The organism is Pacificoceanicola onchidii (genome assembly GCF_004804335.1).
GTDB classification, from domain to species: Bacteria; Pseudomonadota; Alphaproteobacteria; order Rhodobacterales; family Rhodobacteraceae; genus Pacificoceanicola; species Pacificoceanicola onchidii.
In genome coordinates this window covers 258162-283948 of record NZ_SRXY01000007.1, presented here as the reverse complement: position 1 = coordinate 283948, position 25787 = coordinate 258162, and the positions used below count along the sequence as shown (strand labels likewise).

Sequence of the window (25787 nt, the reverse complement as noted above, 5' to 3'; positions counted from 1 at the left end):
CAGGCACTCCTCATCGGGGATTCGGTCGCGATGTGATTCGTTAGCACGAATCATTCCGGCATTCGAGTGATTCGCTGACCCGTTTACCCTGTTTTCCTTACTGTTTCTTCACCGTGTCGGCACTGCCGCCACAGTTAGCGGCGCTGCTTGTCAAAACGAATCTGTGACAGAAGCGAATCAAACGCACTGCGCTCCGACTTGTCCATATGCGCCCCGTTTGGTCCCACGTCGAAGTCCGTGTCGTCCTCATCGCTGATCCGGCCCGCTTGCGCGCGCGCCTGTGCGGCCTGGGCCAATCGCCAGGTCACAGCCTCGTCGGCCAGATCCTCAAGGTCTTCTTCAGCTTCGCTCAGTTCCGCCTGCCAGCCTTGATGCGCATCCATTTTGGCCAGTTCCTCGGCCACGGTCATACGAGACAATTCGGCATCCCCTGGACGGCGGATACAGGGCACAACGCTGACATGGCGTGCCTTGAACAGGCTTTCAAGGGCCTCGCGGCCAATTGCGTCCTCGACACGGTCACGCATGGCCGCCTCATTGCCGATCGAGCGCAGGATCATGTCCCGGATCAACCCGCTCTGTGGATCAAGGCACGGCATGGCATCGAGCTGGGCTTCGAACTCCACCGCAATCTCCGGCGCGCTCAGAATGGCTGCCAGAACAACCGCTTCGCGCAGTTGGAACTCCGCCTCTTCGCCGCCCGCAACCAGCAAGGAGGACTTGGCTCCGGCCGACGGCGGAGGCGGTGCGCGCCAGTCGCGGCGTTGCCAGGAACCGGGCTTGCGTTGCCCGCCCTGCCCGCCGCCGCGCTGGCCTCGGAACAGCTGAAACCGCATGTCCTTGATGTCGTCGCCATAGTGGCGGCGCAGGGATTGATCCTGAATCTTGGCGATCCGTGCGCGCAGCACCTTGTCCAACGCCGCCTTGCGTTCAGGGCTGTCGAAGACCTTGCCTTCGGTTTCCTGCCGCCAAAGCAGCTGGACCATCGGCATAGCCTCATCAAGCACCTTTTTGACCGCATCCGGCCCTTCTGCCCGCAGCAGATCGTCCGGGTCCTTGCCCTCCGGCATGATGGCAAAGCGTAGTCCCTTGCCCGCTTCCAGAAGCGGCAGGGCCAAATCAATCACCCGGTACGCGGCGCGCAGGCCTGCCTTGTCCCCGTCCAAAGCGATAATCGGCTCGTCGCTGATCCGCCACATCATTTGCAATTGCGGCTCGGTCACAGCCGTTCCGAGCGGCGCTACCGACGCGCCAAAACCCGCCTCGCTGAGCGCAATCACGTCCATGTACCCTTCGGCCACAACAAGCGCCTGCCCCTTGCCCGAGGCCTCCCGCGCGGGGCGCAGATTGTAGAGGTTACGGGATTTGTCGAACAGCTCGGTTTCCGGCGAGTTCAGATATTTGGCGTTGTCGTTCGGGTCCATCGCCCGCCCGCCAAAGGCAATCGCCCGCCCGCGCCCGTCGCGGATCGGGAACATGATCCGATTGCGGAACACGTCATAGGGCTCGCGCCCCTTGTCCGATTGTTTGACCAAGCCCGCCGCCAGCATCAGATCAACCGGCACACCTTTGGCCTTCAGCCCCTCGCGCAGGTTCTCCCACCCGCCGGGCGCAAAGCCTATCTCGAACCGCTCCAATGCCCGCGCATCGAGCCCGCGCCGGTCTAGATACCGCCGCGCCTCTTCCGCCACACCGCGCTGAAGTTGCAGGCGAAAGAACTGAACCGCCTGCTCCATGACCTCCGCCAGTTGTGTCTGGCGATCGGCTTTCTGCTGTGCGCGCGGGTCCTGTTTCGGCATCTCCATGCCGGCCTCTTGGGCGAGGATTTCGACCGCTTCCATGAACCCGACATTCTCGGTCTCACGCACAAAGGAAATCGCGTCACCCTTGGCCTGACAGCCAAAACAGTAGTAATATCCTTTCTTGTCATCCACATGAAAAGACGCTGTTTTTTCATGATGAAAGGGGCACGGACCCCACATGTCGCCCTTGCCTTGATTGGACTTGCGATTGTCCCACAGCACCTTGCGCCCGGCCACTTGGGCCATGCTGGTGCGGTTGCGCAATTCGTCCAGGAATCCGGGGGGCAGGCTCATGGCAACCTATATTGGAGCAACGCGGCGCTGTGTCCAGTCAACTGAGCGACTTGTCCACAGGGAATCGGGGCGTCTGGGGACAACCTCACCGCAGATGTTACTGCGCTTCGCAAGCCTGCTGATAGGCGTCTTTGATCTCGTCGATCTGCTCTTCTGGCACGCCGTAGACAAACTCGACCAGCATATCGGCGGCGGTCTGCCCGTATTCGGCCCGCAGCTCGCGGCGGATCTTGCCCTTTCGCACACCTTCGACCCGGGCATCCACGGCCTTGGACACCACCACCATTTGCGCCTCGCAATCGGCGGTTTTCTCCTCGGCAAAAACTGGCGTCGCAAGAACAAGGCAAAACAGAGCAGCAAGGCGCATGGGTCATCTCCCGTTGGGTTGACGGGCTATTTAAGGTGCCGCGTGCTGCGCGGCAACCGAAACCATGGCTGTCTCAACGTCATGCACCAGCGTCTTTGCCATGGAGCGGAAGGCGAAAATCACCAGCGCATCGACATTTTCGCGCAGGATCGTGACGGTCATATGCTGACACAACGTGCGCGCGACCGCCCCGTCCGGGAAAGCCGATGGCCGCAAGTCGATGGGGACCAACCGTGCCAGCACGTCTGCGCCGTCTGCTCCTTCCAGACGAACCACAGCCCAGCCATCGCTCTGATCGCTCATGGCGGCGCATTGTGCGAGCGCATCTCCGGGTTCCACCCCCGTCAGCATCACCTGTTCCTTGCCGAACCAAAGGCACCGGGCCGCGCCAGCCCGAGTGCTGTTGCCCGGACGCGGCAAACCCAGCCCGTGGGCCGTCTGCAGCGCCGCATCGAGCGCCTCTGCCTGTCCATGGAATGGCGCAAGCCACGTAATCGGCCCACAGTCCACCTCGCTCAAGGACCATCCGCCATGGCTGACCGGCAGAAGCCCCGCGCACGGGGTTTTCGCAATCAAATCAGTCACGAAGCCGCCCTCCCTCAGGGTCAAACGCCACCGGATCGGTCACCTCGCACCACGTCACCTGATCACGCAAGTGATCGACCATCCGGATCCGATCCCCGTGACGCGCGCGACCATTGCGCAGGAAGGCCAGCGCCCGCGTCTCGCCCAAGGTCGGCGAAAAACAGGTGCTGGTGATATAGCCCAGATCGTTTTCGCGGATCGGCTCTGCGTCCGTTTCGAACAGATGTCCGCCAGCGGGCAGCGGCTGTTCCGGCTTGAGCGCCCGCAGACCAACCAGCTGCTCGCGGCTTTCTTCCAAAAGCCCTGGGCGCGCGGCCAAAGCCTTGCCGATAAACTCTTTTTTTCCGCTCAGCATCCGCTGAAAGCCGATATCAAAGGCGGTCGTGCGCCCGTGGATTTCCGCGTGTGTGATATGTCCCTTCTCAATGCGCAGCACATTGAGCGCCTCCATCCCGTAGGCCCCGCCTCCCATCGCTTCCGCGCGGTCGGCCAACAGGCCGAACAAGCTGGCGCCGTAGCGCGCCGGGACCGCCACCTCATAGGCATGCTCTCCGGAGAAGGAGATGCGAAAGAGCCGCCCCTTCACCCCACAAATCTGTCGCTCCGCGCAGGCCATGAAGGGGAAAACCTCGCCGTCTATAGGCGTGTCCAACAGGTCGTTCACCAACTCCCGCGCCTTCGGGCCCGCCACGGCAAATTGCGCCCATTGTTCCGTTTCAGAGACAAACCGCACGTCCATGTTCGGGCAAAACGCCTGCCGCACCCAATCGAGATGCCGCACCACCTGCCCCGCCGCCGCGGTGGTGGTGGTCAAGACCCAGGACGTCTCTGAAAGACGCGCTGTGGTGCCATCGTCCATCACATGCCCGTCTTCGCGCAGCATGATTCCATACCGGACCCGGCCGGGTTTGAGCGTGCTGAAGGTGTTGGCATAAACGAAGTCAAGAAACGCCCCAACATCTCGCCCCTGCAGAGCAATCTTGCCCAAGGTGGAAACATCACAAACCCCGACATTCTCGCGCACCATGCGCACCTCGCGATCACAGCTGTCGCGCCATGTTTCCTCCCCGGCACGTGGGAAATAGGACGGACGATACCATAGCCCGGCTTCGATCATCGGCGCGCCGCGCGCCCGTGTGCTCTCATCCGAAGTGGTCAAGCGTTCCGGTGCAAAGCCCTTGCCTTCGGCCCCTGCCCCAAGTGCTGCAATCGCAACCGGGGTATAGGGCGGGCGGAAAGTGGTCGTACCCGTCTCCGGGATTTCCCGCCCGGTCGCGTCCGCAAGCACTGCAAGCGCCAGAACGTTCGAGCTCTTGCCCTGATCTGTGGCCATGCCCTGCGTTGTATAGCGTTTCATATGCTCGACGGAGCGGAAGTTTTCCGCCGCTGCCTGTTTGACGTCTTTCACGGTCACATCGTTCTGGAAGTCGAGCCAGGCACGGCCTTTGCCCGCAACGGCCATCAGCCGTCCAATGCGATACCGGCCCGCCTCGGCGTCCGGCACGCGAGGCAAGTCGCCGGAGAACCCCAATGCCTTGGCCGCTTCCAAACCGGCATCCGCACCTTCCTTCAGGCATTCAGCCGTCGAAAACCGGCCCCGCGCCGCGCCGGCGACGCGCATGCCCGGAACCGCCCCGTCTTTTGGGACAAAGGCCAGCAGGCGCTCATCCCAAACCGGACGCCCGTTCATATGGCAGGTCAGATGCACCGAAGGGTTCCAGCCACCGGACACGCCCAGCGCCTGCACCGCGAACCGCTCTTCGCGCCCGTTCGGCAAGCGCAAAACAATCCCATCAAGCCCTTTGCGCCCAAGCCCCCGCACCACCTGAGCGCCGGGATAAAACGGCACATCCCCTGCCAGATTTTCGGCGTCATGGCGGCTGTCGATCAGCGCCACCACGTTGACCCCGGCCTGCGCCAGATCGCGCGCGGTGCGATGGGCGTCGCTGTTGTTTCCAAAAACGGCAACGTTTCTCCCCGGCACCGTGCCAAACCGGTTGAGATAGCCGCGCAACGCGCCCGCCATCATCACGCCGGGGCGGTCATTGTCGCGAAATGCGATATGTCGCTCCAGAGCCCCCGCGCAAAGCACCGCGCGTTTGGCGGCGATCCGCCAGAATGTCTCGCGCGGGCGTTTACCGGGCTTGGCCAGATGGTGCGAGACACGCTGCAATGCCCCGAATGTGCCCTGATCAAACGCCCCGGTCACCGCCGTGCGCGTCATGATCCGCACGTTCTCCATCGCGGCGAGCCGCTCCGCCATGTCGTCGGCCCAGAGATGCGCCCGGCCGCCGCCGATCTCTTCGTCCTCATAACGCAAACGCCCGCCAAGCCCGTTTTCCTCTTCGCAGAGGATCACATCCGCCCCGGCCTGCGCCGCGCTGAGCGCCGCCATCAAACCCGCCGGGCCGCCGCCAATCACCAGCACATCGCAGAAGGCAAATGCCTTGTCACAACGCTCGCCATCAGCCTTGCCGCTCAGCGCACCAAGCCCCGCCGCGCGGCGGATCACCGGCTCGTAGAGCTTTTCCCAGAAGGCCTTGGGCCACATGAAGGTTTTGTAATAGAACCCCGCACCAAGAAAAGGCGCGGCCAGATCGTTCACGCCCATCAGGTCAAAGTCGAGCGAGGGCCAGCGGTTTTGGCTGCGCGCCTCCAGCCCCTCGTAGATCTCCTGCATCGTTGCGCGTGTGTTCGGGTCCGCAGCCAAGCCACGCCCCACAGTCACCAGGGCGTTCGGCTCTTCTGAGCCAAGCGTCAGCACGCCGCGTGGGCGGTGGTATTTGAAACTGCGCCCCATCAGGCGCACGCCCTCGGCCATCAGGGCCGAGGCCAGCGTGTCTGCGGCAAACCCGTGATGATCCCGCCCATCGAACCGGAAGGAAATCTTGTTCCCACGATCAATGCGCCCCTTGCCCTCAATCCGCATCGGCGGCCTCCACAAGCTCCGTGCCGATGATCTCATGGGTCACGGTGTTGCGCTCCACGATCAGCCAAGCGCCGCAGCCCGCCTCATGGTACCAAAGCTCCCGCGTCAGACCGGCCGGGTTGTCGCGCAGGTGCAGATAATCGCTCCAGACCTGCCCGTCCGCGTCCGGGTCCGGACGGTCCAGCATGCTGGCCGCACCTTGATAATAGAACTCGCGGCGGTCCCGCTCCCCGCAGATCGGGCAGGTTATTCTCATCTTGCTACATACCTTCGCAAACAGACGTCGACACACGGTTGAGGCGATAAGACACCCATTGACCCGGCACTTCCGCCAGATCCATCTGCCCCCCGCATTCCTCGCTGTTGCCGACCAGAAGGTAGCGGGTGCGGAACGTCAGGCTGTCTCCGGTCTGCCTGGTCACAAACAAGGACCCACCGTCACATTCTACCTGGCAGACGGTCTCATCAGTCTCGCTGCCGCAGAACAGGAATTGCGTCATGACGCGCCCGGCGTTGTCATCCCGGCGCGCATGGCCCTGATTGGCAGCGATGACTTCCAGCGCGCCGCGCCGGGCCACCTCTGTCAGCCACTCGCCGACATAAAAGCGAATTTCAGAGACCACCTGTGCAGGCTGGCCCGCGAGATGCGCATCCGAATACACCCGTTCATAACAGCCGGGCCGGATTTCCTCGGCGGAGGCCGCCCCGGTGCAAAACAACAAAGCCAGAACCATCTGCGTTTTCTTGGAAAAAATACTCATAGCTCCACCCTTTCCGATTGAATCAATGCAGGTTGTGCTGCGCACCGGTCCCCTCCTCGTCCATCAGGCCCCGCCCGGTCTCAAAACGGTCCAGTCGGAAACCTGCGGCCGGATCATGGGGGCGATCCTGCGCGATCAGGTGCGCAAAACTGAAGCCGGACCCCGGCACAGCCTTGAACCCACCATAGCACCAACCGCAATTGAGATAGAGGCCTTCGATCCCGGTCTTGTCGATAATCGGCGAGCCGTCCGGGGACATGTCCATGATCCCTCCCCAGGACCGCAGCAGCTTGGCCTTGCCGATCATCGGCATCAGCGTCATCGCCGCCTCCATCACGTGTTCCTGCATCGGCAAGTTGCCCCGCGCCGCATAAGATGCGTAGAAATCCAGATCACCGCCAAAGACCAGCCCGCCCTTGTCGGACTGGCTGATGTAGAAATGCCCCATGCCGAAGGTCACCACGTGGTCGATCACCGGCTTCAGCCCTTCGGTGACAAAGGCTTGCAGAACGTGGCTCTCGATGGGCAGGCGCATCCCGGCCATGGCGGCCACCTGACTAGAGCGACCGGCGACCACGATCCCGACCTTCTTCGCCCGGATCGCCCCGCGCGTGGTCTGCACGCCCGTGACCCGCCCGCCTTCGATGTCGATGCCGGTGACCTCGCAGTTCTGGATCAGATCGACCCCGCGCATGTCCGCCCCGCGCGCGTATCCCCAGGCCACCGCATCGTGCCGCGCGGTGCCGCCGCGTGGATGGTACAGCCCGCCGTAGATCGGGAACCGCGCCGTATCGAAGTCGAGATAGGGCAGCATCCGCCGCACCCCTTCGCGATCCAGCAGGATGGCGTCATCGCCCTGGTTGACCATGGCATTGCCCCGGCGGGCGGCTGCGTCGCGCTGGCCGTCGGAATGGAAGAGATTGATAATACCGCGCTGCGAATGCATGACGTTGTAGTTCAGCTCTTGCTCCATTCCTTCCCAGAGCTTCAGCGAATGAGAGTAGAATTCCGAGTTGCCGGGCAGGCCATAGTTCGCGCGCACGATCGTCGTATTGCGCCCGACATTACCACCGCCGAGATAGCCTTTCTCAAGCACTGCAATATTGGTCAGCCCATGTTCCTTGGCGAGATAAAACGCCGTCGCCAGCCCATGTCCGCCGCCGCCGATGATGATGATATCATAGGCGTCCTTCGGCTCCGGATCGCGCCAATGCGGTGTCCAGCCTTTGTTGCCGGTCAGCCCCTCTTTCAGCACTTTCAGGCCCGAAAACCGCATTTCTGCCTCCAAACGAAAAAACAGGGCCACCGTGGCAGCCCTGTTTCAAACTAGCAATAACTTGTCCGGGGTGGCCCGCCCGGTTTGCGACAAAGCCGGGCCAGAGCGCGACACCGCGGCGTCAGGCGTCGCTCCAGACGATTTTCGGAGCAAAACGCGGACGGGTGAAGCCGTAGTTGTAGAACAACCCGTCAGATGTCAGCCCGGGCACTGTGAACGGCGGTTCGTACTCCGTGGCGGTTTCGACCACGATCACCCGCTCATTGTGCAGCAAGGTCGGAAGCTGCTCGTGCATGGTTTTCAGATCCTTGGTCCGCAGGCGGCTGAAGTCGCCGCGCGTCTTGGACCATTCCGATACGTATTTGCTTTTCTTGGCATTGTAGCGCACCAGCGTGACGCGCAGGGAATACGGCCCTTCGGAGCGTGTCAGGTAAGCCAGCAGGTCCACCATCCCGTCGAGGTAAGCCCCGTCAATCGGATCGGTTTCCCGCGAGAGCGCGTCGGAGATCGTGTAAGCCGCCTTGATGTTCAGGCTCTTGTAACGGAACGCATCGTGCAGCGAGAAGGTGGCGCCAAGCACGGCGATGATCAGGGGAAGCCAGATCACCGTTTCGATGGTGACGTTGCCGGCTTCGTCGCGGCGGAATGCGCGCAGTTTGGATAGAAGCGTCTTAAGCATTGTCGTTACCTCGGTTCCTGGACAAAGGCGGATGTCACAACCAGTTGTGCATAACCGTCAGAGTCCGTGTTGAGTTCCTTGCCCAGCGAGATACCCGGCAACATCGGCTTGTACTTCAGGCAGGCGCGGATCAGCATGAGATCGTTGTCCTGACCGTTGGTAAAGCTGCGCACGGGCCGCGGGTCTTCTGCGGCATTCTGGCAGTCGGCGTCCGCGGGCGCACCGGACAGATCGCGCGGGTCGACCTGAACCATTTCGAGGCGCAGGTTGTTCTCGCAGTCATCCAGCACGGAGGCCTCTTCGCAGATCTTGGTGCGGACGTCCGCATAGGCCGGGATGTGGCCTGTGCTGAGGCGGATGTCCCGCGTTGCCAGATCGACCCCCCGTTCCAGCATGGCGTGGCGCAGGTTGATGTAGGCAACTTCGACGCCAGCCGCGAGGATGAAGAAGAAGACCGTGAAGTAGATTACGAATTCGATCGTCGTGTTCCCGTCTTCGTCACGACGGAAGCGCGAGAAAAGATCTGACATACGATACATCATTGGATCAACCTCAGGCTATTGATTTGGCGCGCGATGGCGTGGAACGTCTCAGTGATTTCAACACCTTCGACATCGAAGTAGTGGGCGGCAGAGGACGCGCAGTCTTCCATTGCGGCCTGTCCTCCGGCAGGGGCTTCAAACCCGACCGCAAAGACGACAATCCCCTCATCCCGTGCAGCTTTGCAGATAGCGGACAACCGGGAGTCTGCCGAGCTTCCGTTCACGGTTGCTTCGGAGCCGTAGTACATGTTCGAGTAAGTGCTGTAGGATACTTTCCCGTCGTAGTAGGGCTTTTCGAGGAACTTGATGGCTGCGGCTTTGGTACCAAAGCGGGAGAACAGTTCGACATTGGGCAATCGGACAGCGTTTGCGCCACCGTCCGGGTAGGTCCGGTACCGATCACTGTAGCTGCCATCCCGGAAGCGCACCCAGTAGTAGGTGTCATCATGTCCGCCGTTGCGGTCAATGACCTTGACCGAATAGCGGTCATCGCTCTTGTCCGCTGTACCACGGTCATCGACATAGACTTCCGAGTTGCCGTACTTGTACTCTTCCTTCAGGTCGTACTGGGTGGTGTTTTCACCATCCGTCATGACAACGATGAACTTGATCACCTCCGCGTTGTCATAGGCTGAAGGGCGATCTGCAGCACCCGCCACCACGAGACCATCGGTTGCCATCTGGGAAACCACCGGGTTCAACGCGGGATCCAACAGCGCCACGCCCCATTTCATGCCCAGGTCAATGGCTGTATTGCCGCCAGCGTTAAGGCTGTTGATACGGTTTTTCAGTAGCGTGCCGTCCGAGCTGTGTGCGATCACGGCGCTTGTGCTGCCGGTTTTGCACCACGGGCTGGAGAGGGATGTGGAGTACTGGTTCGTCGAATAGCGATCGAAGTGCGCGAGGCGTCCAAGAACATCCGTCGGATCAATCGAGGCGCTGCGGAAGTCGGCATCCTCGAATGTTGCACAGTTCGAGTAGTGGACAATCGGCTCCGCGCCGTCAGTACAGGCCGCACTGGCCTGGCCTTCTTCGTAGTTCTCGGCAGCGTTGTGGCACAGGGAGTTCCCTGGCGCGTCCTGGTCTCCATTCCCCCAGCCATTGTTCTGGAACCGGGTTGCATAGAGATTCTCGAGATTGAAGTAGGTGGAAACATCATCGCCGAGGTTCACAGTCGCGTTGTAAGGGACTACCGATATGGTCGTCAGTCCACTTTCGGAGTTGCCTTCAATGACGGTATCAACAAACTGCGATGCCGCTTCGCGCATATTTTCAATACGCGTGCCGCCCATGGAGCCGGACACGTCCAACACAAGCGAAATCTCGATATTGGAGATTTTCTCCTCAGCAGTGCTGCTGGCGGGCGCCGTTAACGTGTCAAACCCGGACATCTTTAGGAAAAACGTCTGAAGATCGATTGTGCCATCCGCCTGAACGGTTCGGTAGTTCAGTCCGTCATCGACAGAAACCGTGGCGAGAACCGATTCAAGACCAGCTTTGTTCATGTAGTCATGTACAACCGCCGTTGGGTCCTGTTCCTGGTCCAGATCCGCAGCGGCGAGAACCGCACGGTCCATGGTGCTCTGCATTTTGGCCCGTGTGGCTTCGAAGCGCATGATGTCGATCGAAGCCCCGGTAATGATCAGAATCAACATGACCATAAACACCGAGAAAATCGTGACGTTGCCGTCTTCGTCAGTCGCGAAGGCGTCAACGTGAAGCAGCGTCCGTTTCATAGTGGTTTTCCTTGCGTTCGTCCCCTCACTCGCTGCGGGGTTGAATAAGTTAATGATTGGTAAATGCGCCGAGAGTTGGGCGGAAATCGTACGGATGCCGCGCGAAATTAAGGTATTAACCATTTGCCGGGGTGACCGAGCGTCAACAAAACCACGCCTTTCGGATAGGTTTTGGCAATCCCAGGTTGATATCAGCGCGAATGAGGCCAGACGCGTCGTGCAGGTGCTCTTTGCCCTGCCCGGCGTCCAGTGTGGGCGTGCAAACCCTCGGGTTCTGCGGCAGTCCGAGCCATCGTCTTCGATCTGTCTGACCAACACAGCATGGCGACCGGGGTAGCAAACCCGGTACATCGCAGCGCGCCACGCGCGTGCGATGGTTTCGGTGTGTCCGACTTCTTCCCCCAAGAATGCCGGGTTCTGTCTGGCTTCGGATCGCATGCCAGTCCCCTTGCTCCTGCAACCGGCGCAGCCTCGCAGCCGGTATGGTGAAGATTAGGAAAGGAAACGGTATTCAAACCGTTCGGAAATGTGGCGAGAGGGTGAACATAGGCGCGGATTTTATGAAACCCCGCCGCATTGTCCGCCGACCGGGCGGTGCGCTCCATGTTCAGACCTGGGTTTTGCACCGGGCCCCCGTCCCACAAAAAACGCCCCGCTGCCGGTGTGGCAGCGGGGCGCCCAAGAGCGCTTTGGTAGGGCCCGGACCTACAGGCCCTTGGCGCGGTAGCTCGCCGCCACCTTGTCAATGGCCACGATATAGGCGGCGGTCCGCAGATCTCGGACGTCGTCGCGCCCATGCCAGACAGCCCGCATCGCCTGATAGGCAATCCGCATGGTGTCATCGAGACCGGAGCGCACCAGCTCAAGCTCATCCGCACCGCGCAGGTACTTCTCCTTGAAGCTCGGCGTCATGCTCCAGGCATCGCCCAGCGCCACATCGAGCCGCTCCAGCTCGTCCACGACAAGCTGGTGGCGCGCCTCTTCCTGACGCCGCTGCATCCGGCCAAAGCGGATATGGCTGAGGTTCTTGACCCATTCGAAGTAGGACACGGTCACACCACCCGCGTTGGCATACATGTCCGGGATAATGACCACGCCTTTGTCCCGCAGCACCTCATCCGCACCCGCCGTCACGGGCCCGTTCGCCGCTTCGATGATCAGAGGAGCCTTGATGGCGTGCACGTTGCCAAGGTTGATCACCCCTTCCAGCGCCGCCGGAATGAGGATGTCGCATTCGGCTTCGAGCACGCTGCTGCCTTCTGCCGTGTGCGTTGCGTCCGGGTAGCCCGTCACACCGCCGTGGCGCACAATCCAGTCGCGCACCGCTTCGACGTCCAGCCCCCGCTCATCATAGAGCGCGCCATCGTGCTCGATGATCCCGATGATCTTGGAGCCGTCCTCTTCGCTCAGGAACTTGGCCGCGTGGTAGCCCACGTTGCCGAGCCCCTGAACAATGACCCGCTTGCCTTCGAGCTTCCCGGACAGCCCGGCAGCCGCCTTGTCCTCGGGATAGCGGAAGAACTCGCGCAGGGCATATTGCACCCCGCGCCCCGTCGCCTCGACCCGGCCCGAGATGCCCCCGGCGTTCAGCGGCTTGCCGGTGACGCAGGCACGCGCATTGATATCGGTGGTGTTCATGCGGGCGTATTGGTCCGCAATCCAAGCCATCTCTCGCTCGCCCGTCCCCATGTCCGGGGCCGGCACGTTCTGGGACGGATTGATCAGATCGCGCTTGGCCAACTCGTAGGCAAACCGCCGGGTGATCTGTTCAAGCTCGTGCACGTCATATTCGCGCGGATCCACACACAGCCCCCCTTTCGAGCCGCCGAAGGGCGCTTCGACCAGAGCGCATTTATAGGTCATCAGCGCGGCCAGCGCCTCAACCTCATCTTGGTTAACGGCCAGAGCAAATCGAATACCGCCTTTCACCGGCTCCATATGTTCGGAGTGAACAGACCGGTAGCCTGTAAAGGTGTGTATCTTGCCGCGCAGGCGCACGCCAAAGCGCACGGTGTAGGTCGCGTTACAGACGCGGATCTTCTCCTCAAGACCGGGCGGCAGATCCATGAGCGCCACCGCGCGATTATACATAAGATCAACAGACTCACGGAACGTTGGTTCGTTGCTTGGAACAACTGACATGCTGGGGCCTCCTCCTGTGCACGTCGTCCGCACGAATTGCGGGACTCAGTCGTGCACCTCCCAATTGCAAGGCGAGCCTAACAAGAGCATCGCCAAGACCCAATCATCTTTTCGCCTGAATCGCGCTCCGATTCTGCTCTCGCCGAGGGCAAACTGGGGCAACTGTTTTCGGGGGCGAAACAGAAATGCGAAAAGGTGTCAGACTGTCCACCAAAACCCTTAAAAATAGGGGAAATTGCAGTTCAAATCGCCCCAATTTGGCCCGTTTTCACACGCATAAAACAGCCATCGCAATGTGACCCAGCGGCCCTGCCCCCGATGGCTGGCTGGAGGAAGGTAACGAAATGAAGATGGTATCAGACAGTCTTGATCGCATCGCCAACACGGTTTTCTGCAAACCCCGGTCTGCCACCGGCGGCTGGCTCGGCCGGTTCATGGCTGATCAGTCCGGCAGCATGTCCTACTTCGCGGTTGTCGGTGCGCTGGTCATGATGGTCTTTGGCGGCATCGGGATCGACATGATCTATGCAGAGCTGAAGCGCAACAAGGTTCAGAACACGCTCGACCGCGCAGTGATCGCCGCGGCCAATGTCACCAATGAAATGGACCCGTCCGCAACCGTCGAACAGTATTTTTCGGCCATGGGCATGTCGGACGCGCTGCAAAGCGTCGATGTCATGCAGGACGCGAACAACCGCCAGATCACGGCGGTCGGCGGCGTAACCATGCCTTCGCACCTGATGGGTCTGATCGGCGTCGACACGCTTCAGGCGGACGGCCTTGCCACCGCCGTGAACGGTGTGGGCAACGTCGAGATCTCGCTGGTGCTGGACATTTCGAACTCCATGAACATCACCAACTCCGCGGGCGTGTCCAAGGTGGATCAGCTCAAGGAAGCCGCGAAATCCTTCGTGGACACCCTGCTGCCCGCCGACAACCCCGATCCGCTGGTTTCGATTTCCATCGTGCCCTACAGCGCGACCGTGAACCTTGGCGACGATCTGGCCGGTTATTTCAACATTGATGCCGTGCATCCGTTTTCGAACTGCGTGAGCTTCGAATCCTCTGACTACGCCACCACGGCCGTCAACACGGTGGATGCGCTGAACCAGATTGCCCACTTCGACCCCTACGGCGGTGGCCCGGCGACCAATGAATCCTGGTGCCCCGCTGGCAACAACGCGCGGATCATCCCGCACAGCAGCGATGCGACCCTGCTCAAGGCAGAGATCGACGCGCTGGTCGCCAACGGCAACACCGCCATTGATCTTGGCGTGAAATGGGGGGCGTCCCTGCTCGATCCTTCGGCACGCCCGATCATTGACGGCATGGTCAGCTCCGGCGCCATGAGCGCCCCGACCACGCCGCGCCCGTCTACCTTCGAAGACACCGAAACGATGAAATTCATCGTGGTGATGACCGACGGCCAGAACACCTCGCAGTACGATCTGAAATCGGACCGCAAGTACGGCATGTCGAATGCCTGGGTGGACGATCACGGAACGGTTGACGTCTCGGATGACCGGATTTCGATCAAGATGGTCGACAACCCCGGTGATGCGAACGACGTCTACCTCTGGACGCACCTGATCAGCAGCGATCCGAACAACGCCTTCCGCAACCAGCCCTATTCCTGGACGCAGAACGATCCGGACTATGACACCAGCGCCACGATTGGCTGGGCAGCCTATCTTTCGGCGGCAATGGCGGAATACGCCGACTGCGATACGACAGCCGGATCCTGCACGCTGATGGACATCATGGCCTCGCGCTACCAGTTCGCCCAGGGCGGCGGGCCGCGCCAGATGGACAACACCGAGCTGCACGCGCGGCTCAAGACCAGCGCCATCGGTAACAGCTACTACTGGTTCGCCTACTCCCGCGGCGTGATTTCCTACAGCGACTACTATGACGCCTACTACGCCTACGAAGTCACTCAAAACGGCTCGACCGCCGATGCCTACCTGAGCCAGGTCTGCGGCGCGGCCAAGGACAACGGCGTGGTGATCTATGCCATTGGTGTCGAAGCCCCCGCGGCCGGTCTTGCGGCCATGAGCGACTGCGCCACCTCCCCGGCCCACTACTACGATGTGAATGGCAGCGAGTTGAATGAGACCTTCTCTGCCATCGCCCGCACCCTCCAGACCCTGAGGTTGATCCAATGATTGCTCGTGTAACCAACGCCTTCACCCGGTTCCGCACGGAGGAAAGCGGCTCCATGGTGGTGCCCTTCGCCCTCTGGACCCCGGTCTTCCTCGTGCTGATCCTCTCGGCCATCGAACTGGGCACCGTGACGATCCGCCAGACGGCGCTGGAACGCGCCATGGACGATACGGTCCGCGATCTGCGGCTCGACAGCAGCGCCCTGACGACCCACGACGAGCTGAAGGCCCAGATCTGCGCCACCGCCGCCGTGTTGCCCGCCTGTGACGAGATGCTGCGCCTCGAAATGGTCAGCCTCGACATGCGCAACTGGTCCGCGCCCGAAGCCAGCGCCGATTGCGTCGACGTCAGCCAGGACATCAACCCGGTGCGCAGCTACTACCGTGGTGGCGATCAGGAAATCATGCTGCTCCGCGCCTGCTACAAGTATCAGCCGATCACCCCGGCGGGCACGCTCAGCTCCAGCCTTGCCAAGGATGCGGCAGGCTACACCGCCATCGTCACATCCACCGCCTTCGTCAACGAACCCAGCTAAGGAGAGGCCTCATGGATATCAAAGCCCCCGCCAAACTTCTCCGCCGCTTCCGCCGCGACGAAGATGGATACGTCACGCTTGAAGCCATCATCATCATGCCCGTGCTGCTCTGGCTCTTTGCCGCTTGCTGGGTCTACTTCGATGCATTCCGCCAGCAATCGGTGAACCAGAAGGCCAACTTCGTGATCTCCGACATGCTCTCCCGCGAGACCAACGAGATCGGTGACGATTATGTCGACAGCACCTATGAGCTGCTGCGGGTCCTGACCCAGGCCGAACCCACCGGCACGGCGCTGCGCCTGACGCTTGTCGAATATGACGGCGACACCGCGTCCTGGAGCTTCCTGTGGTCCGACACCCGCGGTGACATGGCTGCACTGTCCAGCGCCGACATGGCGGACTTCCAGGATCGTCTGCCGAATGGGCTTGCCGGTGATCAGCTGGTTCTCGTGGAGACCTGGGACGCGCATGATCCGGTGTTCAACATCGGCCTCGATGCCTTCACCATCACCGCCTACAGCTTCACCCGCCCGCGTTATACGCCGAAACTGGTGGTTGCCGGTCTGAACTGAGGCCAAAACGCTCTGCAAACAAAAACCCCCGGCGCAGGCCGGGGGTTTTTCGCGTCACAGCTCCATGCTGCCGTCGCGTTGTTTGACCCGAAGCGTCATGATGTCCGCGACGGGTTTGGTCACGCCGCCAGATGTCACCCCGCCAACCGCAACCCGCTTGCCGGTGCGCCACCAAAGACCGGGCCGCCAGGCGCGCGGCATCGGCTCGCGCAGAATGATCAGGAAACCGTTGGACGGCTTCATCGCAAAAGGCGAACGATCGACCTTCTCGACGTTGTCCATCAGGGCAAGCACGGCGCCGTTGTCTTCGAACAAACCCTCTTCGGTGAGGATCAACTCGATGCTTGTCGCGCGCCACATGGCTTGCGAGCCCCAGATCGCCGCCAGCCCGCAGGCAATCATCGCACCCTGCCAGATCACATTGGCAAAGGGGGTCACAAGCGCCACGTAAAGCAGCAAAGCCCCCAGACCCAAAAGCGCGCCCACGCCAATCACGCGCCGTCCCGCGGATGCGCCAATGCGCGCCAGTTCGTTCTGATCCATGGCTCTTGCCTCCTATCGTTGACTTGCCCTTACAGCCTCGCTGGGCGAATTTGAATGCGCAACTCGTGACGAAAAGGCAAATCACGGTATGGAACGCGCTTTCGACACCCCGTTTGGACGGCTGACAGTTGTTGCAACGGATGATGCCATCACCAAACTCGCCTGGCGGGATGGCGATGCAGAGGACACGCCCCTGTTGCGCGAAGCCGAAGCGCAGGTGCTGGCCTATTGTGCCGGGGCGCGCGAGACCTTCGATCTGCCTTTGCAGGTCAACGGCAGCGATTTTCAGCGCGCCGTTTGCGCCGCCATGTCCGCAATCCCCTTTGGAGAAACCCGGCAATACGGGGATCTGGCGCGTGATCTGGGTGTACCGGCGCAGGCCATCGGTCAGGCCTGCGGCGGCAATCCGATCCCGATCATCATCCCTTGCCACCGCGTGCTGGGCGCAAGCGGACTGGGCGGCTTTTCGGGCGGCACCGGCATCGAGACGAAGGTGCAACTGCTGCGCCTTGAGGGGGCCGCGTCCCTGCTGATCTAGTCGCGCTGCGAATCGCGCGGATACACCCCGAGGATTTCGAGCATCGAGGTGAAGTATTCCAGCTCTTCGAGCGCCCGTTTCACGGCCGGATCCTCCGGGTGCCCTTCGATATCCGCATAAAACTGCGTTGCGGTAAAAGAGCCGCCAACCATGTAGCTTTCGAGCTTGGTCATGTTTACGCCGTTTGTCGCGAAACCGCCCATCGCCTTGTACAAGGCCGCCGGAATGTTGCGCACCTGGAAGACAAAAGTTGTCATCATCCCGTGCTCACCCCGGCGCGCGTTGTCGCCCTGATCGGCCATGAGCAAGAAGCGGGTGGTGTTGGAATCGGTGTCTTCGATGTGCCGTGCCAGCACGTCGAGCCCGTAAATCTGAGCCGCCAGCTCGCTCGCAAGCGCCGCAACCGCAGGTTCACCGCGCTCGGAAATCTCGCGCGCGGCGCGGGCATTGTCCGCATTCACCCGCCCGCGAATCCCGTGCTCCTTCAGGAATCCGGCGCATTGCGGCAAGAGAACAACGTGGGAATGCGCCTCTTTCACGTCTTCGAGCTTCGCGCCCTGCACCCCCAGAAGATTGATGTGCACACGCACAAACGCCTCTCCGATGATCTTGAGCCCGCTTTCGGGCAGAAGGCGGTGAATGTCCGCAACACGGCCATAGATCGTGTTTTCCACCGGAAGCATGGCCAGCGCCGCTTTGCCGCTTTTGACGGCGTCGATCACATCCTCAAAGGTTTTGCACGGCAATGGTTCCATGTCGGGCCGCGCGTTGGCGCAGGCCTGGTGCGAATAGGCGCCCAATTCCCCCTGAAAGGCGATGCAGTTGCTCATGGCAGCCACTCCCAAAAAGTGCAAAATCCCCGGATCGGGCGATTGGTCGCGGCTTCTATACCTTGCCATGTGCGAAGGGAAGCCGTAGATAGCCGCCGAACCAAGTTTCGAACAAACAGGGCTACTCATGCTGGATACGATGACATTGACAAAAATCGTGGGCGGTGTCTGCGGCACCTTCCTGGTTTTCCTGCTGGGCAAGTGGGGTGCTGAGGTGCTATACCACACCGGCGGTGGCCACGGTCACGGCGAGCAGACGGCAGCCTATGTGATCGAGGTGGAAACCGGCGGCTCCTCCGAGCCCGAAGAAGAGGTTGACTTCGCCACGCTTCTTGCCGCGGCCGACGTTGACAAGGGCTCGAAAGTCTTTGGCAAGTGCAAGGCTTGCCACAAGCTCGACGGCTCCAACGCAACCGGCCCCTACCTCAATGGCGTTGTGGATCGACCGATCGGCGCGATCGACGGCTTCGGCTACTCCGGTGCGCTCAACCAGGTTGGCGACACATGGTCCCCGGAAAACCTGAACACCTTCCTGACGGACGTCAAAGGCTCCGCCAGCGGCACCACCATGAGCTTCAAAGGCCTGAAGAAGGACACGGATCGCGCGAACCTGATCGCCTATCTGCAGTCCGTCGGCGGTTGATCTCAACCACACTTCCGATTTTCCGAAGGGCCGCGCCACAGGGTGCGGCCCTTTTTCGTGTTCGGCATTCATGTCACGCAGACTGATCAAATGGCGCGTGAGATTGCTCACGTTTACGCAATCTCAACTTGATCAATGCAAGCCTAGCCCCAATAACATGGTTAACAGGCCGAAAATGGCCCCAATCGCAAGGGGAGAGCACATGGACAGACACGAAGCCCGCAGCCAGAGCATCACGCTGCCATCCCGGGTCAAACCCACCGCCGTGGCGCTTGGTGCGCTTGTGCTCGCCTTTGCGGCGACCTTCGCCTCCGCCGAAGGGGATACGATCGAAGCGCATGGCGTCTCGACCTTTGGCAACCTGAAATACGATGCGGATTACACCCATTTTGACTATGTGAACCCCGATGCGCCCAAGGGCGGCGAGTTCTCCACATGGGCCTTCGGCACCTTCGACAGCCTCACACCCTATATCCTCAAGGGCAACGCCGCCGCCGGGGCCTCCGTCTTCTATGACACGCTCATGTCCGGCAATCTTGAAGAGCCGGACGCGATGTACGGGCTCGTGGCGGAAAGCCTCGAATATCCGGAAAACCGGGAGTGGGTGATCTTCCGCATGCGGCCCGAGGCGCAGTTCAGCGACGGCTCCCCGGTGCGCGCGCAGGACGTTCTGTTTTCCTACAACATCCTGAAGGACAAGGGCCGCCCCTCCTTCAAGACCACCTTCCAGTACTTCAAATCCGTCGAAGTGATCGACGATCACACGATCAAGTTCACCTTCGATCCCGAAGGCCCGCTGCGTGAACTTCTGATGACCGCCGGCGGCATTCCGATCCTGTCGGAAGCCTACTATGAGACCGTGGATTTCACCGAAAGCAGCCTTGAGCCACCGCTCGGCTCCGGTGCCTATCTGCTCGACAGCGTCGAGCCCGGAAAATCCGTAACCTACAAGCGCCGCGATGATTACTGGGCCGCCGATCTGCCGATCAACGTGGGTCAGAACAACTTCGACACGATCAAGTTCGAGTACTTCGCCGATTACACCACAGCCTTTGAGGCCTTCAAAGGCGGGGCCTATCTCTTCCGCGAAGAGTACAGCTCAAAAGTCTGGGGCACCGGTTACGATTTCCCGGACCTGAACGCGGGCTATGTTCAGAAAGAAGTGCTGCCCGATGGCCGCCCCTCCGGCACGCAGGGCTTCTGGTTCAACCTCCGCCGCGACAAGTTCAGCGATCCGCGCGTGCGTGAAGCCATCGGCATGGCCTTCAACTTCGAATGGTCGAATGAGAGCCTGTTCTACGGCCTCTACAACCGCACCGACAGCTTCTGGGAAAACTCCCCGACCCTCGAGGCCACCGGCATGCCCTCCGAAGCGGAACTGGCCATCCTTGAGCCGCTGCGCGAGTACTTCCCGGAAACCGTCTTTACAGAAGAGGCTTATGTTCCGGCCACGTCCAAAGCCGCAGACCTCGCAGACCGCCGCGCCCTGCGGCGCGCGGGCAAGATGCTCGAAGAGGCGGGCTGGGTCGTGGGGGACGATGGTTTCCGCTACAAGGACGGCGTGAAGCTGGAGATCGAGGTGCTGAACGACAGCCCCAGCTTTGACCGCATCATCAACCCCTATATCGAAAACCTGAAACGCCTCGGCATCGACGCCTCCGCCAACCGCGTGGACCCCGCCGAAGCGCAGGAGCGTGAGAAGAATTTCGATTACGACATGGTCACCCAGCGTTTCGCCATGTCGCAGACCCCCGGTGATGAGCTTCAGCAAATCTTTGGCTCCGCTTCGGTGGACACGCCCGGCTCCGTGAACGTGGCGGGCCTTTCGAACGAAGGCGTCGACAAGTTGATCCGCGTGATTGCCGATGCCAAAACGCGCGAAGAACTGGACGTGGCCGTCCATGCGCTCGACCGCGTTCTGCGCGCCATGCACATCTGGGTGCCGCAATGGACAAAGGGCACGCACACCATCGCCTACCGCGATGTGTTTGGCCGCCCCTACGCCGACAACCCGCCGCCGCTGTCCATGGGTGAAAGCTCGATCTGGTGGTGGGACGAGGACAAGGCGCAGGCGCTGCGCGACGCCGGGGCGCTTTAACCCCCCATGGGCGCCTATATCCTCAGACGACTGCTGCTCATCATCCCGACGCTGATCGGGATCATGATCATCAACTTCGCCCTCGTCCAGTTTGTCCCCGGCGGGCCAATTGAGCAGATCATCGCCCAGATCGAGGGCGAGGGTGACGTGTTCCAGGGCATCGCAGGTGGTGGCGGCGAGGTTGCCGCCGCAGGCGAAGACGGCGTGGGCCGCAGAGGCCTGCCGCCGGATTTCATCGAGCAGCTGGAGAAAGAATTCGGCTTCGACAAACCGCCGCTCGAACGCTTCCTGAACATGCTGTGGAACTACATGACGCTGGACTTTGGCGAGAGTTACTTCCGGTCCATCTCGGTCATTGATCTAGTGATCGAAAAGATGCCCGTCTCCATCAGCCTTGGCCTGTGGTCCACGCTGATCGCCTATATCATCTCGATCCCGCTCGGCATTCGCAAAGCGGTGAAGGACGGGTCCAGCTTTGACACATGGACCTCCGGCGCGATCATCGTCGCCTACGCCATCCCCGGCTTTCTCTTTGCCATCCTCCTGCTCGTACTCTTCGCAGGCGGCAGTTACTGGCAGATCTTCCCGCTGCGTGGCCTGACCTCCGACAATTTCGACGATCTCAGCCTCATCGGCAAAATCGGCGATTACTTCTGGCACATCGCCCTGCCGGTCATCGCCTCGACGATTTCCGCTTTTGCCACGCTCACCCTGCTGACCAAGAACAGCTTTCTTGACGAGATCAAGAAACACTACGTCATCACCGCCCGCGCCAAGGGCCTCACGGAACAACGCGTCCTCTATGGTCACATCTTCCGCAACGCCATGCTGATTGTCATCGCGGGCTTTCCGGCGGTGTTCATCGGCGTGTTCTTCTCCGGCTCGCTGATCATCGAGACGATCTTTTCGCTCGACGGGCTGGGCCGTCTCGGGTTCGAAGCCGCCGTGGCGCGCGATTACCCGGTGATCTTCGGCACGCTCTTTATCTTTGGCCTGATCGGCCTTGTGGTGAATATCCTGTCGGACCTGATGTATGTCTTCGTCGATCCGCGCATCGACTTTGAAAAGCGGGAGGGCTGACGACATGGCACTCTCCCCTCTCAACCAACGCCGCTGGCGCAACTTCCGCCGCAATGGCCGTGCGTTCTGGTCTCTCTGGATATTCCTGTTCTTCTTTATCCTCTCGCTCTTTGCGGAGTTCATCGCCAACGACAAACCCATCGTGGTCAATTACCGCGGCGAGTACTTCACCCCCATCTTCAACTTCTACCCGGAGACCGCCTTTGGCGGGGATTTCCGAACCGAGGCCGCCTACCGCGACCCGGAGGTGCAATGTCTGATCAAGACCGGCGGGCTGGAGGATTGCTTTGACGCGCCCGAAGACCTGATCGAAGCGGTGGACAGCGGCGAGGCTTTGGAAGGCGACTTTGAGAAAGGCTGGATGCTCTGGCCGCTCATCCCCTACAGCTACACCACCCCCGTGGACCGCCCCGGCGCGGCCCCCCTGCCCCCGAATGACCAAAACTGGCTCGGCACGGATGACACCAAACGGGACGTGCTCGCGCGGGTGATCTATGGCTTCCGCCTGTCGATCCTCTTTACCCTGATCGTCACCATCTGCGCCTCGATCATCGGCATCATCGCCGGGGCGTTGCAGGGCTTCTTCGGCGGTTGGCTGGATTTGATATTCCAGCGAGTGATCGAGATCTGGGGCGCAACCCCGTCGATCTACGTGATCATCATCCTCTTTGCGATCCTTGGGCGAAGTTTCTGGCTCTTGGTGGTCCTGTCGATCCTGTTCGGCTGGACAGCGCTTGTGGGCGTGGTGCGTGCCGAGTTCCTGCGCGCCCGCAACCTCGAATACGTCCGCGCCGCCCGCGCTTTGGGCGTGTCGAACTGGACCATCATGTTCCGCCACATGCTGCCCAATGCCATGGTCGCCACCCTGACCATGCTGCCCTTCATCGTCACCGGCACGATCAGCACGCTGGCTGGCCTCGATTTCCTCGGCTTTGGCCTGCCCTCTTCGGCCCCGTCGCTCGGCGAGTTGACCCTGCAAGCCAAACAAAACCTGCAAGCCCCATGGCTCGCCTTCACGGCCTTCACCGTCTTTGCGGTGATGCTCTCCCTGCTTGTCTTCATCTTCGAAGGCGTGCGCGATGCCTTTGACCCGCGAAAGACCTTCACATGAGCCACATCCTTGAAGTGAAAGACCTCAAGGTCAGCTTTTCGCAGGACGGTCAGAGCACCATGGCCGTCAAAGGCGTCAGCTTTGACATTGCGCGCGGCGAGACCGTGGCCTTGGTCGGCGAATCCGGGTCGGGCAAGTCTGTCACGGCGCTCTCCACGGTCTCCCTTCTCGGGGATGCCGCAACCGTCGAAGGCTCCGTGCGCTACAACGATCAGGAGATGATCGGCGCGCCGGACAAACTTCTGCGCGACGTGCGCGGCAATGACATCAGCTTCATCTTCCAGGAGCCGATGACCTCACTCAACCCGCTGCACACAATCGAAAAACAGCTCGCCGAAAGCCTGCTGCTGCATCAGGGCCTCACCGGCGACAAGGCCCGCGCCCGCATCATCGACCTGCTCAACAAGGTCGGCATTCGCGATCCGGAAAACCGCCTCACCTCTTATCCGCACCAGCTGTCCGGCGGGCAGCGCCAGCGCGTCATGATCGCCATGGCGCTGGCCAACGGGCCAGAGCTTCTGATCGCGGACGAGCCGACAACGGCGCTCGACGTGACCATTCAGGCGCAGATTCTGGAGCTACTGGCGGAGCTGAAAGCTTCGGAAAACATGAGCCTTCTGTTCATCACCCACGATCTGACCATCGTGCGCAAATTCGCGGATCGGGTCTGTGTGATGAAGAACGGCGAGATTGTCGAACAGGGGCCGACGCTGGAAATCTTCGACAATCCGCAACATGCGTACACGCAAATGCTCCTGTCGGCGGAAAGCACGGGCCTGCCCGAGCCAGTCCCCGCCGATGCCGAGGAAATCGCCCGCACCGAGAACCTGAAAATCTGGTTCCCGATCCAGCGCGGCTTGCTGAAACGCACCGTGGGCTACGTGAAGGCGGTCAATGACGCCTCCATGGCGGTCCGGGCCGGGGAAACCGTGGGGATCGTGGGTGAAAGCGGGTCAGGCAAGACCACGCTGGCGCTCGCCATCATGCGGCTGATCGGCTCCGAGGGCGGCATTTCCTATCGCGGGCAGGATCTGCGCAAATGGTCGACGCGCGAACTCAGGCGACTGCGCTCGGAGATGCAGATCGTCTTTCAGGATCCCTTTGGCTCCCTCTCCCCCCGCATGACCTGCGAGCAGATCATCGCCGAAGGGCTTGGCGTGCACGGCTCCCCCGATGGACGTCCGGCGCGGGAGCTTGTGACCGAAGTCATGACCGAGGTTGGCCTCGATCCGGCAACGATGCACCGCTACCCGCACGAGTTTTCCGGCGGTCAGCGCCAGCGCATCGCCATCGCCCGCGCCATGGTGCTGCGGCCCCGGCTTGTGGTGCTCGATGAGCCGACAAGCGCGCTTGATATGACGGTTCAGGTGCAGATCGTCGATCTGCTGCGCAAGCTTCAGGCCAAGTACAACCTCGCCTATCTCTTCATCAGCCACGATCTGAAGGTCGTGCGCGCCATGAGCCACAAGGTCATCGTGATGAAGCAAGGTGACGTGGTTGAGGCGGGCGAGGCCGCTGACCTTTTCGACAACCCGCAGGATCCCTACACCCGCGCACTGTTCAACGCGGCGTTCCTCGAACGGGCGGGCTGAGCCGGGCGATTTGCCCTTTGTCCCGCCCAGACCGATCCAAGCACCAGTGCCGCACCGAGCATCTGCATCGGCGTGAGCGCCTGGCCGAGAATCCCCCAGCCGAGCAGAACCGCGGATAGCGGGCTGAGGAAGCCGAGCCCGGCCACCGCCGCAGGCCCCAGCCGACGGATCCCGCGAAAGAAAGCCCAATAGGCCAAGGCGCCGCCAAAAGTGCCAAGCCAGAGCAAGCCCAGAACACCGCGCGTATCCAGAACCGGAAGGCGTGGGTCAACGAGCAGCGCAATCGGCAACAGGACCAGCCCGCCCGCCAGCAGTTGCCAGGCGGCGAAGGTCAGCGGCGCAACCGGCAATTGCCAGCGCCGCGCCAGAACCGTGCCCGCCGCCATGGACACTGCCCCAGCCAGCGCCGCCGCGATGCCGATCCAGTCGAACACTGCATTCGGGCCAAGGATGAGCAGACCGACCCCCGCGAGCCCAGTCACCGCCGCGCCGATGGCAGCCAAAGACAAGGGGGTAGACAGCCAGAGCCACGCCAGGAACAGCACAAACAGCGGCTGCGTCGCGCCCAGGGTCGCCGCCACGCCGCCCGGCAGGCGATAAGCGGCGATGAAAAGCATGCTGAAAAACAAAGCAAAGTTCAGAACGCCCAGCACCAGAAGCCGCCCGATCCAGTCCTTGCGCGGGACTTGCCGTGTGACCAGCAGCAACAGCGCCCCGGCCGAAAGCGCGCGCAAGGCGGCCACCATCACTGGCGGCGCGCCGGGCAGGAGTTCGGATGAAATGATGTAAGACGCGCCCCAGGCCGCAGGGGCCAGCGCTGTCAGGAGTATGTCTTGAGTGCGGGTCATGGTTTTTCGTCCAACAGGTCATTTATCCTGACATCAAGATATATCCATTTATCTCGACGTCAAGATACATGAGCCAAAATCACCCGTTTCAGCTCTTCGCAAAACCTGTGTAGAGTCCGCT

General features: G+C 61.3%; 23 protein-coding genes. 9 read left to right on the top strand and 14 right to left on the bottom strand.

Annotation, left to right across the window (positions count from 1 at the left end; translation table 11 throughout):
- Positions 1-134: 134 nt before the first annotated feature.
- The 11 genes from dnaG to E4662_RS18565 all read right to left on the bottom strand — a co-directional run bounded on the left by dnaG (position 135) and on the right by E4662_RS18565 (position 13113).
- Entirely contained in the window at positions 135-2096 is a 1962-nt protein-coding gene (gene dnaG, locus E4662_RS18615) for a DNA primase (protein ID WP_136443113.1), read from the bottom strand.
- Positions 2097-2193: 97 nt separating this feature from the next.
- Positions 2194-2463, bottom strand: coding sequence for a hypothetical protein (locus tag E4662_RS18610; protein WP_136443112.1), 270 nt, complete (start codon positions 2461-2463; stop codon positions 2194-2196).
- A gap of 30 nt (positions 2464-2493) precedes the next feature.
- Positions 2494-3048 carry a sarcosine oxidase subunit gamma gene (locus tag E4662_RS18605; protein ID WP_136443111.1) on the bottom strand — a complete coding sequence of 185 codons (555 nt, stop codon included), beginning with the start codon at positions 3046-3048 and terminating at the stop codon, positions 2494-2496.
- Positions 3041-5977, bottom strand: coding sequence for a sarcosine oxidase subunit alpha family protein (locus tag E4662_RS18600; protein WP_136443110.1), 2937 nt, complete (start codon positions 5975-5977; stop codon positions 3041-3043). The genes E4662_RS18605 and E4662_RS18600 overlap by 8 nt, the downstream gene beginning before the upstream one ends.
- Entirely contained in the window at positions 5967-6233 is a 267-nt protein-coding gene (locus E4662_RS18595; protein ID WP_136443109.1) for a sarcosine oxidase subunit delta, read from the bottom strand. The genes E4662_RS18600 and E4662_RS18595 overlap by 11 nt, the downstream gene beginning before the upstream one ends.
- Before the next feature lie 4 nt (positions 6234-6237).
- Complete coding sequence (locus E4662_RS18590) at positions 6238-6738, bottom strand: hypothetical protein (protein ID WP_136443108.1); 501 nt, start codon at positions 6736-6738, stop codon at positions 6238-6240.
- Between the two features lie 22 nt (positions 6739-6760).
- Positions 6761-8014, bottom strand: coding sequence for a sarcosine oxidase subunit beta family protein (locus E4662_RS18585; RefSeq protein ID WP_136443170.1), 1254 nt, complete (start codon positions 8012-8014; stop codon positions 6761-6763).
- A 121-nt stretch (positions 8015-8135) separates the two neighbouring features.
- On the bottom strand, positions 8136-8693 hold the full coding sequence (locus tag E4662_RS18580) for a TadE/TadG family type IV pilus assembly protein (RefSeq protein WP_136443107.1): 558 nt from the start codon (positions 8691-8693) through the stop codon (positions 8136-8138).
- Between the two features lie 5 nt (positions 8694-8698).
- Positions 8699-9223, bottom strand: a complete 525-nt coding sequence (locus E4662_RS18575) for a TadE/TadG family type IV pilus assembly protein (protein WP_240705243.1) — start codon at positions 9221-9223, stop codon at positions 8699-8701.
- A gap of 8 nt (positions 9224-9231) precedes the next feature.
- Complete coding sequence (locus E4662_RS18570; RefSeq protein WP_168798017.1) at positions 9232-10971, bottom strand: TadE/TadG family type IV pilus assembly protein; 1740 nt, start codon at positions 10969-10971, stop codon at positions 9232-9234.
- 705 nt (positions 10972-11676) lie between these two features.
- On the bottom strand, positions 11677-13113 hold the full coding sequence (locus tag E4662_RS18565; RefSeq protein WP_136443104.1) for a Glu/Leu/Phe/Val family dehydrogenase: 1437 nt from the start codon (positions 13111-13113) through the stop codon (positions 11677-11679).
- Between the two features lie 344 nt (positions 13114-13457).
- Between E4662_RS18565 and E4662_RS18560 the strand changes: the two genes are divergently transcribed.
- Genes E4662_RS18560 through E4662_RS18550 form a run of 3 tightly spaced genes read left to right on the top strand, consistent with a single transcriptional unit; the run spans position 13458 to position 16383 of the window.
- The gene (locus tag E4662_RS18560; protein WP_136443103.1) at positions 13458-15278 is read left to right on the top strand and encodes a VWA domain-containing protein; all 1821 of its coding nucleotides are present in this window, start codon (positions 13458-13460) and stop codon (positions 15276-15278) included.
- Entirely contained in the window at positions 15275-15811 is a 537-nt protein-coding gene (locus tag E4662_RS18555) for a TadE/TadG family type IV pilus assembly protein (RefSeq protein WP_136443102.1), read from the top strand. Before E4662_RS18560 ends, E4662_RS18555 begins: the two co-directional genes overlap by 4 nt.
- An 11-nt stretch (positions 15812-15822) precedes the next feature.
- Entirely contained in the window at positions 15823-16383 is a 561-nt protein-coding gene (locus tag E4662_RS18550; protein ID WP_136443101.1) for a TadE/TadG family type IV pilus assembly protein, read from the top strand.
- 54 nt (positions 16384-16437) lie between these two features.
- Here the strand turns inward: E4662_RS18550 and E4662_RS18545 are convergent, their stop codons facing one another.
- Positions 16438-16926 (bottom strand): hypothetical protein, encoded by a 489-nt coding sequence (locus tag E4662_RS18545; protein ID WP_136443100.1) that lies wholly within the window; start codon positions 16924-16926, stop codon positions 16438-16440.
- Positions 16927-17014: 88 nt separating this feature from the next.
- Between E4662_RS18545 and E4662_RS18540 the strand changes: the two genes are divergently transcribed.
- Positions 17015-17464, top strand: a complete 450-nt coding sequence (locus E4662_RS18540) for a methylated-DNA--[protein]-cysteine S-methyltransferase (RefSeq protein WP_136443099.1) — start codon at positions 17015-17017, stop codon at positions 17462-17464.
- On the opposite strand, the gene E4662_RS18535 is transcribed toward E4662_RS18540, so the two are convergent.
- On the bottom strand, positions 17461-18294 hold the full coding sequence (locus E4662_RS18535; RefSeq protein WP_136443098.1) for a prephenate dehydratase: 834 nt from the start codon (positions 18292-18294) through the stop codon (positions 17461-17463). The genes E4662_RS18540 and E4662_RS18535 overlap by 4 nt on opposite strands.
- Before the next feature lie 127 nt (positions 18295-18421).
- Here E4662_RS18535 and E4662_RS18530 point away from each other — a divergent pair, with 127 nt between their 5' ends.
- The 5 genes from E4662_RS18530 (at position 18422) to E4662_RS18510 (ending at position 24818) form a co-directional block, all read left to right on the top strand.
- Entirely contained in the window at positions 18422-18937 is a 516-nt protein-coding gene (locus tag E4662_RS18530; RefSeq protein WP_136443097.1) for a c-type cytochrome, read from the top strand.
- Positions 18938-19139: 202 nt separating this feature from the next.
- Positions 19140-21035 carry an extracellular solute-binding protein gene (locus E4662_RS18525; protein WP_136443096.1) on the top strand — a complete coding sequence of 632 codons (1896 nt, stop codon included), beginning with the start codon at positions 19140-19142 and terminating at the stop codon, positions 21033-21035.
- Positions 21036-21041: 6 nt separating this feature from the next.
- A complete protein-coding gene (locus tag E4662_RS18520) occupies positions 21042-22115 on the top strand; it encodes a microcin C ABC transporter permease YejB (RefSeq protein WP_136443095.1) in 1074 nt (357 codons plus the stop codon).
- A 4-nt stretch (positions 22116-22119) separates the two neighbouring features.
- Positions 22120-23226: an ABC transporter permease gene (locus tag E4662_RS18515; RefSeq protein WP_136443094.1), complete on the top strand. Its 1107-nt coding sequence runs from the start codon at positions 22120-22122 to the stop codon at positions 23224-23226.
- Positions 23223-24818 (top strand): ABC transporter ATP-binding protein, encoded by a 1596-nt coding sequence (locus E4662_RS18510; protein WP_136443093.1) that lies wholly within the window; start codon positions 23223-23225, stop codon positions 24816-24818. The genes E4662_RS18515 and E4662_RS18510 overlap by 4 nt, the downstream gene beginning before the upstream one ends.
- Here the strand turns inward: E4662_RS18510 and E4662_RS18505 are convergent.
- Positions 24770-25666, bottom strand: coding sequence for an EamA family transporter (locus E4662_RS18505; protein WP_136443092.1), 897 nt, complete (start codon positions 25664-25666; stop codon positions 24770-24772). The genes E4662_RS18510 and E4662_RS18505 overlap by 49 nt on opposite strands.
- Positions 25667-25787: the final 121 nt, after the last annotated feature.

Coding starts and splice junctions, on each gene's coding strand:
- dnaG (WP_136443113.1), bottom strand. CDS start 2,096: ATGAGCCTGCCCCCCGGATTCCTGGACGAATTGCGCAACCGCACCAGC.
- E4662_RS18610 (WP_136443112.1), bottom strand. CDS start 2,463: ATGCGCCTTGCTGCTCTGTTTTGCCTTGTTCTTGCGACGCCAGTTTTT.
- E4662_RS18600 (WP_136443110.1), bottom strand. CDS start 5,977: ATGCGGATTGAGGGCAAGGGGCGCATTGATCGTGGGAACAAGATTTCC.
- E4662_RS18595 (WP_136443109.1), bottom strand. CDS start 6,233: ATGAGAATAACCTGCCCGATCTGCGGGGAGCGGGACCGCCGCGAGTTC.
- E4662_RS18590 (WP_136443108.1), bottom strand. CDS start 6,738: ATGAGTATTTTTTCCAAGAAAACGCAGATGGTTCTGGCTTTGTTGTTT.
- E4662_RS18585 (WP_136443170.1), bottom strand. CDS start 8,014: ATGCGGTTTTCGGGCCTGAAAGTGCTGAAAGAGGGGCTGACCGGCAAC.
- E4662_RS18580 (WP_136443107.1), bottom strand. CDS start 8,693: ATGCTTAAGACGCTTCTATCCAAACTGCGCGCATTCCGCCGCGACGAA.
- E4662_RS18575 (WP_240705243.1), bottom strand. CDS start 9,223: ATGTCAGATCTTTTCTCGCGCTTCCGTCGTGACGAAGACGGGAACACG.
- E4662_RS18570 (WP_168798017.1), bottom strand. CDS start 10,971: ATGAAACGGACGCTGCTTCACGTTGACGCCTTCGCGACTGACGAAGAC.
- E4662_RS18565 (WP_136443104.1), bottom strand. CDS start 13,113: ATGTCAGTTGTTCCAAGCAACGAACCAACGTTCCGTGAGTCTGTTGAT.
- E4662_RS18560 (WP_136443103.1), top strand. CDS start 13,458: ATGAAGATGGTATCAGACAGTCTTGATCGCATCGCCAACACGGTTTTC.
- E4662_RS18555 (WP_136443102.1), top strand. CDS start 15,275: ATGATTGCTCGTGTAACCAACGCCTTCACCCGGTTCCGCACGGAGGAA.
- E4662_RS18550 (WP_136443101.1), top strand. CDS start 15,823: ATGGATATCAAAGCCCCCGCCAAACTTCTCCGCCGCTTCCGCCGCGAC.
- E4662_RS18545 (WP_136443100.1), bottom strand. CDS start 16,926: ATGGATCAGAACGAACTGGCGCGCATTGGCGCATCCGCGGGACGGCGC.
- E4662_RS18540 (WP_136443099.1), top strand. CDS start 17,015: ATGGAACGCGCTTTCGACACCCCGTTTGGACGGCTGACAGTTGTTGCA.
- E4662_RS18535 (WP_136443098.1), bottom strand. CDS start 18,294: ATGAGCAACTGCATCGCCTTTCAGGGGGAATTGGGCGCCTATTCGCAC.
- E4662_RS18530 (WP_136443097.1), top strand. CDS start 18,422: ATGCTGGATACGATGACATTGACAAAAATCGTGGGCGGTGTCTGCGGC.
- E4662_RS18525 (WP_136443096.1), top strand. CDS start 19,140: ATGGACAGACACGAAGCCCGCAGCCAGAGCATCACGCTGCCATCCCGG.
- E4662_RS18520 (WP_136443095.1), top strand. CDS start 21,042: ATGGGCGCCTATATCCTCAGACGACTGCTGCTCATCATCCCGACGCTG.
- E4662_RS18515 (WP_136443094.1), top strand. CDS start 22,120: ATGGCACTCTCCCCTCTCAACCAACGCCGCTGGCGCAACTTCCGCCGC.
- E4662_RS18510 (WP_136443093.1), top strand. CDS start 23,223: ATGAGCCACATCCTTGAAGTGAAAGACCTCAAGGTCAGCTTTTCGCAG.
- E4662_RS18505 (WP_136443092.1), bottom strand. CDS start 25,666: ATGACCCGCACTCAAGACATACTCCTGACAGCGCTGGCCCCTGCGGCC.